The organism is Streptomyces griseoloalbus (assembly GCA_014650015.1).
Classification (GTDB): domain Bacteria; phylum Actinomycetota; class Actinomycetes; order Streptomycetales; family Streptomycetaceae; genus Streptomyces; species Streptomyces griseoloalbus.
This window is the reverse complement of the sequence record BMUD01000010.1, coordinates 50,812-64,375: the sequence shown is the minus strand read 5'-3', so window position 1 is coordinate 64,375 and position 13,564 is coordinate 50,812. Positions and strand designations below refer to the sequence as shown.

The following is a 13,564-nucleotide window of genomic DNA, read 5'->3' as shown; positions in this document are numbered from 1 at the left end:
GGGGGCGAAGTGGACCCCGAAGCGGACCGCCGTGCTGCCCGGCGTCGGGCCGGCGCCCTGGGCCGGGCCGTACGACCGCGCCGCCCCGACCCCCGCCCCCGCCCCCTGCCGGGGCGGCGGCGGCCCGCGTCCTCGGCACCGGGCCGGGGCGGAGGAGGGACGGAGCCGGGGGCGGACGTGCCGTGACGGCCGGTCGGTCCGGGGAAACGGAGGACGGCGGCGGGACCCGGGGGTTCCGCCGCCGTCCGACCGAGCGCGTGGCAGGGGAAGGGATCAGGTCACGTGCGCCGCACGCGGCGCAGTACGACGAAACCGGCGATGACCAGGACCGCGCCCGCCGCGGCGGGCCAGAGCTGGGTGCCGGTCTCGGCCAGCCCGCCCGTCACGGCCTGCGGCTCGGTCCCGTCCACGGCCGAGGCGTCGCCGCCACTGGCCGGCGTGCCGGCGCCGGGCGTCTCCTGGGCCGCCTCGTCGCCGTCCTCGCCCTCGTCGGCGTCGTTGCTCCCGGTCCGGCCGCCCGCGCCCGTGTCGTCCTCGGCCGAGGGCGAGGCGTAGACCTCGGGCTGCTCGCCGCCCTCGGGCGTGGCGCCCTCGTCCACCGGCTCCTCGGTGCCCGGCTCCTCGGTGCCCGGCGCGTCGGCCGGGGGCTCCGACGGGTTCTCCTGCTCCGCGTCACCGGGTCCCTCCGCACCGTCACCGGGCTGCTCGCCGCCGTCACCGTTGCCGCCCTCGTCCGGGGCACCGGGAGAGGGCGTGGGTTCCTGGGGCTCCTGCGGCTCCTGCGGCTCCCCGCCGCCCGGCTCCTCGCCGCCGCCGGCACCCACGCCGCAGGTGCGGCCACTGTTGATGCAGTCGACCATCTCCTGCATCAGGTCCTCGTCGAAGACGTTGATGAAGTCGCCGTGGTCCGTGACCGGCTTGTGCAGCTGCTCCGGGAAGGAATCCACCGCGAACAGCGGTGTCGTCCGCCCGCCGTCGTCCAGGCTCGGCGCGTCGACGTCGTAGACGATGCGCTGGACCAGTTGCGGCACGGGGCGGAAGCCGGACGGGCAGGTGCCGTCGGCGTCCGCGAACGCCATGTGCGTACGGTGGTTGGCACTGTCGATGTTGCGGCCGTCCCAGCAGCTCTGGAAGTCGAACGTGCGGACGACGTCACTGCCCTGCGGGCACAGCGGGTACTTGTCCTTCAGCTGCCGGTCCTCGAAACCGGTGCAGCTCCAGGAGGCGTTGGCGTTGGCGGGGCCGTTGACGAAGGACTTGGCGTCGCCGGTGATGATGCGCAGCAGCCGCGGCATGGCGGTGACCTCGCCGCGCGGGTTGCCCACGAAGGTCAGCGTGACCTCCTTGGGCGTGACGATCTCACCGGCGTTGCCCTCGATGCCGCCGCCCGGGGAGTTGGCGTCCTGTTCCTGGGTTCCGTTCTGCAGCCGCAGGACGGGCCAGTAGTACGACGACCTGTCTCCCCGGTCCTCACAGCTCGTGTCCGCCTTGGCCAGTTCCTCGTCGCTGGAGAAGGCGTTGGTGGACTGGTTGCCGATGTAGTCGTGGAAGTGGTGGGCGCCGTTGCTGACGCCGGGGGCGGCGATCACGTTGTCGGAGTTGAACAGGCCGTTCTCGTTGACTCCGCAACTGCTGGTGAAGGTTCCGCGCGAGGCGCCCTTCGTCACCTTCGGCTCGACGACGTCGGGCCGCACGCTTTCGATGTCCGCGTAGTCCGCGGCGACGGGACCGTTGCCGGCCTGGCCCCCGTTGCCGCCCTGGCCCTGCTCACCCTTCTGGCCGCCGCCACCGTCCTGACCGCCGCCGTCCTGACCGCCGCCGTCCTGGCCACCATCGTCCTGACCGCCGGTCGGCCGGCCGGACGCGTTGCCGGAGTCGCGCACGGCGCAGGCGGCGAGTTCGTCGAGGCCCGCGGGGCGGTCTCCCACCTTGTCGATGGCGGCGGCGATGCGCTCGAGGGTCGCGGACCGCTCCTCCTCGAGAGGACCGACGATTTCGTCGTCCGCGAAGCCGGCGTCCTGCCGTACGGCCCCGGCCGATTCCCCGAGGCGTTGGTAGGCCTGGGCGATCTGCTCGTCCAGGGCGGCGAGTTCCTTGTCGACCTCGGGTCGCGCCTGCTCGGGGACCGCCGTGAGGCTGGTCGCCACATCCGGGCAGTCGATGGTGGCACCGCCCAGCACCCGCGCCTGACCCGTTCCCTCGACGGGGGCGTCGTCCACCGTCGCGGAAGCGTAGACATTGGCCGCCATCAGCCCCCCTCCGCCCAGGATCAGCGCGACCGCGGCAAAGGTCGCGCGCTGTGGACCTCTTGGGCGTCTGCGTGTGTTGCGTGCCAAGGCAGTACTCCTACGCTTCTGTCGCGGGGGTCGGCAGGGGATTCCCACGCCCCATACGCAGGCGGACCGCCGTGTGTTCAAGGCCCTCACGACTTCTTCGCGCGATCCCAGGAGACGCAGACGCGGAAAAGCCCCGAGTCCCCGCCGGACGGAGCGCGTCCGGCGGGGACTCGGGACGGAGCGACGAAGTCCCGCCGCTTCAGCCGAAGTTCACGTCACTGCACAGGAAGTACGTCTGGTCCATGTGCGAGGCCTGCCAGATCGTGTAGACGACATGGCGGCCACTGAGCCCGGACGTGCTCACCGGGATCGAGTAGTTCTGGCTGGGGCCGTACGCACCGGTGCGGGCCACCAGCTGGAGGTCGTCCCAGCCCAGTTGCTGGGTGGCCGGGTCGAAGCCCTGCCGGGTGACGTAGACGAGGAAGTAGTCCGCGCCGTGGCTGGCCTGGTCGTACAGCTTGATGGTGAAGTCGTCGTTCACGTTCGTCGTCTTCCAGGCGCCCACCGTGTCCAGGGAGTTGTAGCGCCCGCCCTCCGTGCGCCCGCCGCTGCACAGCTGCCCGTCGGGCACGACGGCCTGGAAGTTACCGGCGGAGCCGTTGCGGTAGAGGCCGTTCCAGTTCCACATGGCGTTGGGGTTGTCCTGCCATGCCTGCCAGCACATGGGGTCCTGCTGCGCCATCGCCGGGTTCTGGAAGTCACTCCCCCAGCGCTGCCAGCAACCGTAGTTGCGGGACGCGGGGTCGAGCACGGAGCCGTGGGCGACGGCGGTGCCGCTCCAGGGGATCAGACAGAGCAGCGCGGCGGCGATGACGCTGAGGGCGAGCGTCACACGGGATCGAAGCGGGATCAACACGTCATGACCATGCCAAGTCATGAATCCTTCTTTCCACTGTGGGGGTTGTGGGGATAGGGGTGCGCGACCCACGAAGGGACAGTGGGAGCGCTCCCAGTGCACAGGCTGCGCTTCCCATAGCGGAGCGGCAACGGTGATTCACGCCACTTCCCCATGGGTTGTGGCGCGTTCGACGCGTTCGATGGACGAGGGCGCCGGTTCGCCGGACCGGTTCGTCGAAGTGGCTCCGGCGAACCGGTCCGACCGGTTCGTCAGAGCCGGTCGAGATCCCCCGTCGTACGCCCGAGGCAGACGACCGAGTCGTCCATCGGCGCGTCGATCTCCTCGAAGCCCATACGGTCGTAGAAGGCCCGGGCGGGCTTGTTGGCCGTCGCCATGACGAGATGGACGGACGCCACTCCCCTGTCCCGCAGAGCCGCGAGGAAGGTCCGCATCAGCTTCCGGCCGTACCCGCGGCCCTGCCACTCGGGCAGCAGGTCGATGTGCAGATGGGCGGGCCAGGCGGCCAGCTCCGGGACGACCATCCGCTCGGGGTGGTGCAGCAGCCGGGCCATCGCCTCGTCCGGGGTCTGCGGCTGCCCCGACGGTTCGGGGTGACGGTCGGCGACCAGGGGCAACCACACGGCGCGGAAGTCCTCGGCGAAGCGGGCCGTGTCGGCGGTGCCGAGGATGTAGCCGACCGCGCGTCCCGAGCCGTCGTCCAGCACGAAGGCCAGCTCCGGCTCCAGATGGGCGTAGGGGGCCGCGAAGGTGTCCGGGAAGACGCCGGGGTCGGTGTAGAAGGGGCGGCTGTCCTGGCCGTTGTGCGCGGTGCGGACGCAGATGTCGTCGAGGACCGGCCGGTCCTCGAGGCGGTACGGACGAATCCTGGGGGGCTCGGTCATGCGCGGCATCCTCCATCCATGGGAGCGCTCCCACAACCCTTTTGCACCAGGGACGATGCCCGGACACCCTGGATTGACGGGCCGGTCCCCGGTTACCCGGCGGCCATGAAGCTGCATATCCCGGGGCGAAACGACCGACAAGCCCCTCAGAGCGTGACGGACGAGCACCGTCCGGGCGACCGGGCGGAGCGCGTGGCCGATGAGCCCGGGCCGGGCGACGAGGTGGAACGGGCGGCGCCGGACACGCCGGGCAAGCTGCCCAAGGGGGCGTGGGGCGCCGCGCTGAAAGGCAGTCTGCGCGAGTTCAAGGACGACGAACTCACCGACCGGGCCGCCGCCCTGACGTACTACGGCGTGCTGTCGCTGTTCCCGGCCCTGCTGGCTCTGGTGTCGCTGCTGGGCCTCACCGGCAGGTCCACCACGGACAAGGTGCTGGACAACCTGCAGCAGCTCGCCCCCGGCGCGGCCCGCGACATCATCACCCGGGCGGTGCAGCAGCTGCAGGGCAACGCGGGCATCGGCTCGATCATGGCGATCGTCGGTCTGGTTCTGGCCGTCTGGTCCGCGTCGGGCTATGTGGCGGCGTTCATCCGCTCGGCGAACGCGGTCTACGACATTCCCGAGGGCCGTCCGGTGTGGAAGGTGCTGCCGGTGCGGCTGGGGGTGACGGTCGCGCTCATGGTGCTGGCCGTGGTCAGTGCGCTGATCGTGGTCTTCACCGGTGGGCTGGCCCGTCGTGCGGGCGACACGCTCGGTGTGGGCGACACCGCGCTGACCGTGTGGTCGATCGCCAAGTGGCCGGTCCTGGTCGTCCTGGTCGTCGTCCTGATCGCCCTGCTGTACTGGGCGGCCCCGAACGCCAAGGTCAGGGGATTTCGGTGGATCACGCCGGGGAGCTTCCTGGCACTGGTGATCTGGCTGATCGCCTCCGGAGGGTTCGCCTTCTACGTCGCCAACTTCGGTTCCTACAACAGGACCTACGGCACGATGGCCGGTGTCATCGTGTTCCTGATCTGGCTGTGGATCACCAACCTGGCCATTCTGCTGGGGCTGGAGTTCGACGCGGAGATCGCCCGGCAACGGGCCATCGCCGGCGGTCATCCGCCGGAGGCGGAGCCCTACACGCAGCCGCGCGACACCCGCGCGTGGGACGAGCAGGACCGGCGGCGCATGGACGGGGGCTGACGGCACCGGCGGCCGGTCTCAGCCCATCAGGCCGGCGGCGAGCGTGGCGCCCAGTTCCCAGCACCGTTCGACGGCGGACCTGTCCGGCTCCCCGGTGACGGTCACGGTGTCGGCGGCGCGGCGCCAGCCGAGCCCCGTCGTGATCGACTCGATGCCCCGCACGGCACCCGTGACGTCGTTGCCGCCGTGCACGTAGTACCCGAAGGGCCGGCCCCGGGTGGCGTCCAGGCACGGGTAGTAGACCTGGTCGAAGAAGTGCTTGAGCGCCCCCGACATGTACCCCAGGTTGGCCGGGGTGCCGAGGAGGTAGCCGTCGGCGTCCAGGACGTCGGTGGCGGTGGCGGACAGCGCCGCGCGGCGCACCACCCGGACGTCCTCGATCTCCGGGGCGGTGGCACCGGAGAGGACGGCTTCGAACATCGCCTGACAGTTGGGCGAGGGCGTGTGATGGACGATCAGCAGTGTCGGCACGCACCGACCCTGCCTGCCGGTCCCCCCGCCCGCAAGCCGGGCCGGTGCCACGCCGCGGCCCGTTCCCCGTTGTGGGGGCGCGACGGGAGTGACACGATGCCCCGCATCGGTACACGGACACGGGGGTGCGTTGTGGTCGACGAGGAACACGGGTCACCGGCGGCGGCGGTCTTCGACGCGCTGGGCAGCGAGTACGAGAAGGCGTTCGCCTCCTCCTCGGCCCACCGCGCGTCGCTGGACCGGCTGCTCGCACGGCTGGCGCCCGGCAGCCGGGTGCTGGACGTGGGCAGCGGGACGGGACGGCCCACGTCCGCCGCGCTCGCCGCGGCCGGGCACCGGGTGCTGGGTGTCGACGTGTCCCCGGTGATGGTGCGGATCGCCTCCCGGCAGGTGCCCGAGGCCGAGTTCCGGTGCGCCGATGTGCGCCGTATGACGCTCGAGGACGGTTCGTTCGACGCGGTCTGTGTGTACTTCGCGCTGCTGCAGATGTCCCGGACGGAGCAGTCGGAGCTCGTGGGCCGGCTGGCCCGGGCGCTGCGTCCGGGCGGCCTGCTCGTGCTGGCCACGGTGCCGCTGGACGTCGAGGAATTCGACGGGGTGTTCATGGGGCAGCCCGTGCGCGTGACCAGTTTCGCGGCCGAGGACGTCATCGCCCTCGTGCGCGGGGCGGGCCTGACGGTGGAGTCGGAGCAGAGCGTGATGTTCAGCCCGACCCACCCCGACGCCATGCCGGAGCCGCAGCTGTTCCTGCACTGCCGGCGCGGGGAGGCGGAACCCGGCGGCTGACGCCCCACGGCACCGGCTGTCCGGTCTCACGCGATCTCCATGATTGTCCGGCGCGCAATCAGGTACCCGCATCGCGTTCCCCATCGGAAAGCGAGGTACCTGGTCCATGTCGCAGGTAGAGGAATCGATCGAGGTCGACGTCCCCGTCCGCACCGCCTACAACCAGTGGACGCAGTTCGAGAGCTTCCCGGAGTTCATGGGCGGCGTCGAGCGCATCGAGCAGCGCACCGACACGCTCACCCACTGGGTGACGAAGATCGGCGGCGTCCAGCGGGAGTTCGACGCCGAGATCACGGAGCAGGTTCCGGACGAGCGCGTCGCGTGGACCACGGTGAACGGCGAGGCGAGGCAGGCCGGTGTCGTCACCTTCCACCGTCTGCGGGACACCACCACCAAGGTGATGCTGCAGATGGACTTCGACCCCGACGGGCCGGCCGAGAACGTGGGTGACAAGCTCGGCTTCGTCAAGCGGCAGGTGAGCGGTGACCTGAAGCGGTTCAAGGAGTTCATCGAGCAGCGCGGTCTGGAGACGGGCGCCTGGCGCGGCGAGGTCTGACCCGGGCGCCGTCCGGGCGCCCGGACGGCTGTTCACCGGCACGTACCGAGGCGGAGCGGCCACCGCTCCGCCTCAGCCCGTCATCCGCCTGCGCCATGTCGGCTCGACCTGCCGCCACTCGGTCTCCCACTGCGCCAGGCGCCGCCGCCGCATCCGGGCCCGGACGAGCCATCCGCCGAGCAGGACCGAGCCCCCGGCGGCGACGGCGACCGTGACACCGGCCATGACGATCTGGAAGCTCGCCTCGGCGCCCTCGGGCGGTGCGGAGACGAGCCGCCCCGAGGGGTCCGTCCACACGGTGACCGCGGTGCCCGCCCTGCTGCCCGGTTCGACCTCCGCGCGGCCCGTGCGGCGGGTGCCGTCCGGGGCGGTCCATCGCACCTTCGCCCAGACGCCGCCGTCCCCGTTCTCCGTCACGGGTGTGGACGGTGCGTGAGCGGCGTCCTGGGCGACCACGGCCGGGACGGTGCGGGTCCGCTCCCGGCGCTCGGCGAGCGACCCGTCCACGGCGCCGGCCGCCACCAGACCGCAGAACGCCCCGAGCAGCAGGGCGAGGACAAGGGTGGCGAGCAGTACCCAGGCCTCGAGCAGATCGCTGCGGCGACGCAGCGGGTTCCTCCGCCATCGCCACAGCCGCACCCTGCGGGGCCGCGGACCCTGCGTCCTGGCCATGGGAGGTCACCTCCTCGCACGGGTACCTCCAGGGTGGACCCTTGGGCCCTCGTCCCGCACAGGCCGCACGACCCGTTCTGCCGCGCGCGGCCGTCCGGGGCGGCGACGACCGGCGGCGGTCCGTGCCGACTGGCGTACGGCCCGTCAGACCGTCGGGTGGACGGGGACCACCTCGTGCTGCGGCACACCGAGGACGACCTTGAGCGCCCCGGTCTCGGCGGCGTTGCCGAAGACGTCGTACGCCTCCTGCATCAGGTCGAGCGGGAACGTGTGGGTGACCATGCGGCGCGTGGGCAGCCGGCCGGCGGACGCCATCCGCAGCAGGGTGGGGGTGGAGTGGGTGTCGACGAGTCCGGTGGTGATGGTGACGTTCTTGATCCACAGGTCCTCGAGGTGCAGGGTGGCGGGAGCGGCGTGCACACCGACGTTGGCGACATGTCCGCCGGGCCGCACCACCCGGGCGCACAGTTCGAAGGTCTCCGGCACGCCCACCGCCTCGATGGCCACGTCCGCGCCGAGCCCGCCGGTGAGGTCGGCGATCAGCTGTTCGGGCGCCTCGCTCGCGTCGGCCACGGCCTCGGCACCGAACTCCTTCGCGGCCCGGAGCCGGGAAGCGGCCAGGTCCACGGCGACGATGCGCTCGGGCGCGAACAGCCGGGCGGTGGCGATCGCGGCCAGCCCGACGGGCCCGGCGCCGACCACGACGACGGTGTCGCCGGGACGCACCCGCCCGTTGAGCACGCCCACCTCGTAGGCGGTGGGGAAGATGTCGGACAGCAGTACGGCGTCCTCGTCCGCGAGCGCGCCGGGCAGCAGATACACCGAGAGGTCGGCGTACGGGACACGGACGTACTCGGCCTGGGTGCCGTCGACGTGGTGGCCGAGGATCCAGCCCCCGCCGCCCCGGCACTGGCCGTACATACCCTCGCGGCAGTAGCCGCAGCGACCGCAGGCGGAGACGCAGGAGACCAGGACCCGGTCCCCCGGGCGGACCGTGCGCACGTCGCCGCCGGTCTCGACGATCTCACCGACCGCCTCGTGACCCAGGACGGTCCCCGGGCGGACCTCGGGCACGTCGCCCTTGAGGATGTGCAGGTCCGTCCCGCAGATGGTGACGGCCTCGACCCGCACGATCGCGTCGTCGGGTTCCTTGACTGCCGGGTCGGGAACCTCCTCCCAGGCGGACTGCCCTGGGCCGTGGAAGACGTAGCCCTTCATGCCGATCCTCACCCTTCTCGCCGTGCGGCGGGCCGCGGCGCCGGGCGCGCCCGCGCCCGCCTCGCGTCGGCGGATCCCCGGGTGGGTGCCGGGGCCGCCCTGCTCTTCCAGTCTGGGCGCACTGCGGCGGTTCTGCTGTGGCGCCGCGGACGATCCCCGTGAGCCGGCCGGTGACGACCGCCCACGGCGTGCCGTGCTGAGCCGCCGGCCGGTGACGACCACCCCCACGGCGTGCCGTCACGCCACCGGTCGGGCGATGCCGCTGTGCAGCAAGGGGCGGGTCCGGCGGGCGGCGTCGCCGAGGTGCTCGGCGAGGCGGGTGGCGGCGTCGTAGAGGTGGCGTACCCGCTCCATGCGTTCCAGGCGTGGGGCGAGGGCGGACAGGGTGATGGCCAGGGCGATGCCGAGCCAGGCGACGGGGCCGAGCGGGGTGCAGCCGAAAAAGTGGCTGACGCCGGGGGTCTGCACCAGGGCGGCGAGCACCGCCGCGGAGCCCAGGGCCGTCGCCCACACCAGGGGGCTGTGGCGGCGGCCGGACAGGGTCTGCGCGAGCTGCGCGCCGACCACTCCGCACAGGGCCATCGTGGTGGAACGGCGTTCGGTGCCAGGGGTGAGACGGCCGATCAGATACGCCGTGACCGCGCCGAGGCAGGTCGTCACGCCCCGGCGCCGGATGGAGCGCAGCAAGGGCGCGCCGAGGACGTCGAGGCCCATCGGGCCGGTCGCGGCGTGCGCGGCCGTCGCCGGGTCGTCGCTCGGCGTCACCGCCACCGCCATGGCGGGGAACATGTCGGTGAGCAGGTTGACCAGAAGCAGCTGACGGGTCGACAGCGGAGAGGAACCGGCGAGCAGGGTGCCGAGCACGCTGAAGCCGACCTCGCCCGCGTTGCCGCCGATGAGGATGCTCACCGCGTCGGCGACGCTGCGCCACAGGGCGCGGCCCTCGCCGACGGCGTCCACCAGGACGGACAGGTCGCCGGTGGTGAGCACGAGGTCGGCGGCGTTGCGGGCGGCGGCGGAACCGCGGGCCTCGATGCCGACGCCCACGTCGGCGGCGCGGATGGCGGCGGCGTCGTTGGCGCCGTCGCCCGCCATCGCCACGACGCGGCCGGCCTGTTGCAGGGCCTCCACGACGTGGAGTTTCTGTTCGGGCGCGACCCGGGCGACGACGGCGGCGCCGCGCAGGGCGCGGGCCCGGTCGCTGCGGCTCATGTCGACGAGTTCGTCCCCGGTGACGACACCGGTCTCCTCGGGCCAGCCCAGTTGCAGGGCGATGGCCCGGGCGGTCTCCGGGTGGTCGCCGGTGAGCATGACGGGCAGGATGCCGGCCCGGCGCAGTTCCGTGAGCAGCTTCTGGGAGGTGTCGCGCGGCACGTCCGCCAGGGCGATCAGTCCGACGAACTCCAGGTCCGCGAGGTCGGCGTCGAGTTCGGCGCCGGCGTCGGTCCCCCGGCACGGGCGCCGGGCGACGGCGAGGACGCGCAGCCCCTGGCCCGCGAGGGTGTGGGCCGTGCCGGTCGCGTCGCCGGGGAGGTCCCGGCAGGCGGGGAGCACCGTCTCGGGGGCTCCCTTGACGACGAGGAGCGCGCCGCCGTCCGCGTCGCCGTCCCGGCCGACCGCCGCCGCGTAGCCGCGGCTGGCCTCGAAGGCCAGTTCGCCGTCGGCCGTCCAGGTGTCGTCGGGCGGGGCGACGTCGAGGACCGCCTCGTCGGTGGCGTGCGCGACCCGGCGTCCCTCGCCCGTCTCCTCCTGCGGGCAGGCGCGCGCGGCCAGCCGTACGACGGACACGGCCGGTTCGGCGTCCGGGGCGAGGACGGTGCCGTCCGCGGTGGCGACCCGCACCAGGCGCAGGCGGTTCTCGGTGAGGGTGCCGGTCTTGTCGAAGCAGACGGTGTCGACCCGGCCGAGCGCCTCCAGGGTGCGCGGGGTGCGGACCAGGACGCCGCGCCGGGAGAGCCGGCGGGCGGCCGCCATCTGGGCGACGGTCGCGACCAGCGGCAGGCCCTCCGGGACGGCGGCGACGGCCACGGCCACACCGCCGCTGACGGCCCGTCGTACCGGGCTGCCGCGCAGCAGGGACAGCCCGGTGACCAGTGCCCCGCCGGTGAGGGTCACCGGCAGGGCCTTGCGGGTCAGTTCCTGCAGCCGTGCCTGGACGCCGGCGGGCGGCGGGGTGCGGGCGGCCAGGGCGACGGCCCGGCCGGCCTCGGTGCGGTCGCCGGTGTCCACCACGAGTGCGTCGGCCCGGCCGGCCACCACGGTGGTGCCCTCGAAGACCATGCAGGTGCGCCGGCTCACCGGCGCGCCGGGGGTCGGGTCCTGGGCCTTGGTCACGGGCAGGGACTCGCCGGTCAGCGCGGACTCGTCGACCTCGAGCCCGTCCACCTCCAGCAGCCGCGCGTCCGCCGGTACGACGTCGCCGGAGCCGAGGCTGATCCGGTCCCCCGGCCGCAGTTGGGCGGCGTCGACGGTGACGGTGTGCTCGCGGGTGACCTGCCGGCGTGCCGTGGGCTGCTGCCGGGCCGCCAGCCGGGCGAGGGCCCGTTCGGCGCGCAGCCGCTGCAGGCCGCCCGCCACCGCGTTGATGTCCATGGCGCCGACGACGAGCAGGGCGTCGACGAGCGAGCCGAGGAGCGCCGAGGCGACCGCCCCGGTGGCCAGGACGGGCGTGAGCGGGTCGTCGAGTTCGCGGCGGACGGCGCCCGCCGCCTGCCAGGTCCAGCGGGCGGGGGCGGCCGCGGGCGTACGGGTGAGCCGTGCCGCCCGCTGCCGGGAACGCTCGGCGAGCAGGGCGAGTCCGCCCGGCTCTTCGTCGGTGCGGGTGTCGCGCAGCAGGTCGCGTGCCTGGTGCGGTTCCAGGGCGTGCCAGGGCACGTGCAGCCGGGGCTCGGGCGGCGTGGCGCGGGCCACGCGCACGGCCTCGGTCCAGCCGGTGAGCAGGGCGCCCGCCGCGGCGATGTTCACGGGGGCGTGCCGGGTGAGCCGCCGCCAGAGCCGGCCGCCGGGTGTGCCGCCGCGGGCCACCATGAGTCCCGACAGGGCGGCGCCCGCGCGGGCCAGGGTCTGCGAACGGCGGCCGACCCGGCGGGCCGCCGGAATCGCCGTCAGCAGGCGCCAGACGTCCCCGAGTCCGCCCGGGGCGAGGGCGTCGGCGCCCCAGGTGATCGCCGCGCGGGAGTCGGTGAGGGCGACCGCCACGTCCCCGGCGGGCAGTCCGTCCGCCACGTCGGCGTCCCCGTGCTCCGCCACCCGGGCGACGCTCACCACGATGTGCCCGTCGTTCTGCAGCGCCCTGACGACGTCGCCGAAGGGCAGGTCGGCGGGGGCGACCTCGTCGGCGAGGCGGGTGATGTCCTTCAGGTCGGAGCCACCGGTGATCACGACGTGCAGCCCGGCGCGGCGGGCCGCGTCGAGGACCGCTTCGGCGCAGGGGTCGACGGGGTCCTCGAACAGGGCGGGCGCGTCGTCGTGGCCGGCGGTGGGCCGGGCGTGGCCGCGCAGGGCGTCGGCGTGCAGGACGAGGGAGTCGGCGATCTCCAGTTGGCGCAGCCGTTGCCCACTGCGGACCAGGACGCCGGACCGGGCGAGGTGGGTGCCGAGGACCGCGTCGAAGGCGCCGGGGCCGTAGCGCGCGGCCTTGGGGGATCCGGCCAGGACGGCCTCCGCCGCCTCCCCGGTGTCGTGGGTGACGAGGAGGGTGGCGGCGGCGCCCGCGAGGCTGCCGGTGCCGGCGTGGGCCGCGTACGCCTGGGCGGGCGTCACCCGCAGGGGCGGGCGGATGCCGGCGGGGCAGGGGATGCTGGTGCGTTCGTCGAGGCAGAGGTCGTCGTGCAGTGCCTCGAAGGCCGCCGCGCGGGCCGCCGCCTCGGTCAGCTGGCCGGTGCGCAGCAGTGCGTCGAGTACGAGGGCCACCGGGGACTGTGCGGCGCCGTGCGCGGCGGCGTTGGCGGCGGCGAGGAGGAGTTCCGTGCCGCTTCTGCCGAACCGCTGCCGCAGCAGCGCCCGGAAGCGGGGGTTCTCGCGCAGCAGGGTGACGGCGGCGGTGACCGCCTTGGGGCCGCGGGGCAGGCCCAGTGACCTGGCGGTGAGGGCGCCGGCCGTGCCGGCGGCGTCCAGCAGCAGCGCGGTGGCGGCGACCCGTACCTCGCGCGGGTCGCCGGGGTGGGCGGTCCCGGTCTCGTCCTCCGGGCCGGCGTCCTCGGTCAGTCCGAGGCGGGCGGCGATCGCGACGGCCTGTTCGGCCACGCGGTCGCCGGCCGCGTCCGTCACGGCGGTCACCACGAGACGGGACAGCCCTTCGTCCCAGTAGGCCGTCAGTACGTCCGGATGGTCGAGGAGTTCGGCGGCGGCCTTGCGGGCGAGCGGCCCCACGGCGGCGTCCGGGTGCCGCAGGGCGAGATGGACGCGGTGTCCGGCCCGCCAGTGCCGGCCGCCGCCGAGGGCGTTGCGGGCGACGTGGCCCAGGCGGCGTGTCGTGTCGTGGACGGACGTCATGCCCTGTGCGGTGCCGCGGGCGGCGCCTGCGGCGGCTCCCGCCACGGCCCCGGCGAGAGGGGCGACATCGAAGCGTGTGAGCATCTGAGGGTGTCCCGTGGTCGTG

General features: G+C 73.8%; 10 protein-coding genes. 3 read left to right on the top strand and 7 right to left on the bottom strand.

Annotated elements, in window-relative coordinates; all coding sequences use genetic code 11:
* Positions 1 to 278: 278 nt before the first annotated feature.
* From IE178_RS17040 to IE178_RS17030, 3 genes are all read right to left on the bottom strand, one after another.
* The gene (locus IE178_RS17040) at positions 279 to 2,249 is read right to left on the bottom strand and encodes a DUF1996 domain-containing protein (protein WP_193512903.1); all 1,971 of its coding nucleotides are present in this window, start codon (positions 2,247 to 2,249) and stop codon (positions 279 to 281) included.
* Between the two features lie 286 nt (positions 2,250 to 2,535).
* Entirely contained in the window at positions 2,536 to 3,213 is a 678-nt protein-coding gene (locus tag IE178_RS17035; protein ID WP_193512902.1) for a lytic polysaccharide monooxygenase auxiliary activity family 9 protein, read from the bottom strand.
* 230 nt (positions 3,214 to 3,443) lie between these two features.
* Positions 3,444 to 4,076 carry a GNAT family N-acetyltransferase gene (locus tag IE178_RS17030; protein WP_193512901.1) on the bottom strand — a complete coding sequence of 211 codons (633 nt, stop codon included), beginning with the start codon at positions 4,074 to 4,076 and terminating at the stop codon, positions 3,444 to 3,446.
* Positions 4,077 to 4,181: 105 nt separating this feature from the next.
* On the opposite strand from IE178_RS17030, the gene IE178_RS17025 reads away from it, so the two are divergent.
* Positions 4,182 to 5,261: a YihY/virulence factor BrkB family protein gene (locus IE178_RS17025; RefSeq protein WP_318280098.1), complete on the top strand. Its 1,080-nt coding sequence runs from the start codon at positions 4,182 to 4,184 to the stop codon at positions 5,259 to 5,261.
* Between the two features lie 18 nt (positions 5,262 to 5,279).
* Here IE178_RS17025 and IE178_RS17020 read toward each other — a convergent pair whose 3' ends face one another.
* Positions 5,280 to 5,732: a flavodoxin family protein gene (locus IE178_RS17020; protein ID WP_184765146.1), complete on the bottom strand. Its 453-nt coding sequence runs from the start codon at positions 5,730 to 5,732 to the stop codon at positions 5,280 to 5,282.
* A gap of 96 nt (positions 5,733 to 5,828) precedes the next feature.
* Between IE178_RS17020 and IE178_RS17015 the strand changes: the two genes are divergently transcribed.
* Positions 5,829 to 6,518, top strand: a complete 690-nt coding sequence (locus tag IE178_RS17015; protein WP_193512900.1) for a class I SAM-dependent methyltransferase — start codon at positions 5,829 to 5,831, stop codon at positions 6,516 to 6,518.
* 106 nt (positions 6,519 to 6,624) lie between these two features.
* Positions 6,625 to 7,074 (top strand): SRPBCC family protein, encoded by a 450-nt coding sequence (locus IE178_RS17010; protein ID WP_184765144.1) that lies wholly within the window; start codon positions 6,625 to 6,627, stop codon positions 7,072 to 7,074.
* Positions 7,075 to 7,146: 72 nt separating this feature from the next.
* On the opposite strand, the gene IE178_RS17005 is transcribed toward IE178_RS17010, so the two are convergent.
* The 3 genes from IE178_RS17005 to IE178_RS16995 all read right to left on the bottom strand — a co-directional run bounded on the left by IE178_RS17005 (position 7,147) and on the right by IE178_RS16995 (position 13,542).
* Positions 7,147 to 7,746, bottom strand: a complete 600-nt coding sequence (locus IE178_RS17005) for an Rv1733c family protein (protein WP_193512899.1) — start codon at positions 7,744 to 7,746, stop codon at positions 7,147 to 7,149.
* 144 nt (positions 7,747 to 7,890) lie between these two features.
* Positions 7,891 to 8,964 carry an alcohol dehydrogenase catalytic domain-containing protein gene (locus IE178_RS17000; RefSeq protein ID WP_193512898.1) on the bottom strand — a complete coding sequence of 358 codons (1,074 nt, stop codon included), beginning with the start codon at positions 8,962 to 8,964 and terminating at the stop codon, positions 7,891 to 7,893.
* A gap of 237 nt (positions 8,965 to 9,201) precedes the next feature.
* Positions 9,202 to 13,542 (bottom strand): cation-translocating P-type ATPase, encoded by a 4,341-nt coding sequence (locus IE178_RS16995; protein ID WP_193512897.1) that lies wholly within the window; start codon positions 13,540 to 13,542, stop codon positions 9,202 to 9,204.
* Positions 13,543 to 13,564: the final 22 nt, after the last annotated feature.

Bases quoted from the DNA above. Each gene is read 5' to 3' on its own strand.
- IE178_RS17040 (WP_193512903.1), bottom strand. From the start codon at position 2,249: ATGGCGGCCAATGTCTACGCTTCCGCGACGGTGGACGACGCCCCCGTC.
- IE178_RS17035 (WP_193512902.1), bottom strand. From the start codon at position 3,213: ATGACTTGGCATGGTCATGACGTGTTGATCCCGCTTCGATCCCGTGTG.
- IE178_RS17030 (WP_193512901.1), bottom strand. From the start codon at position 4,076: ATGACCGAGCCCCCCAGGATTCGTCCGTACCGCCTCGAGGACCGGCCG.
- IE178_RS17025 (WP_318280098.1), top strand. From the start codon at position 4,182: ATGAAGCTGCATATCCCGGGGCGAAACGACCGACAAGCCCCTCAGAGC.
- IE178_RS17015 (WP_193512900.1), top strand. From the start codon at position 5,829: ATGCCCCGCATCGGTACACGGACACGGGGGTGCGTTGTGGTCGACGAG.
- IE178_RS17010 (WP_184765144.1), top strand. From the start codon at position 6,625: ATGTCGCAGGTAGAGGAATCGATCGAGGTCGACGTCCCCGTCCGCACC.
- IE178_RS17005 (WP_193512899.1), bottom strand. From the start codon at position 7,746: ATGGCCAGGACGCAGGGTCCGCGGCCCCGCAGGGTGCGGCTGTGGCGA.
- IE178_RS17000 (WP_193512898.1), bottom strand. From the start codon at position 8,964: ATGAAGGGCTACGTCTTCCACGGCCCAGGGCAGTCCGCCTGGGAGGAG.
- IE178_RS16995 (WP_193512897.1), bottom strand. From the start codon at position 13,542: ATGCTCACACGCTTCGATGTCGCCCCTCTCGCCGGGGCCGTGGCGGGA.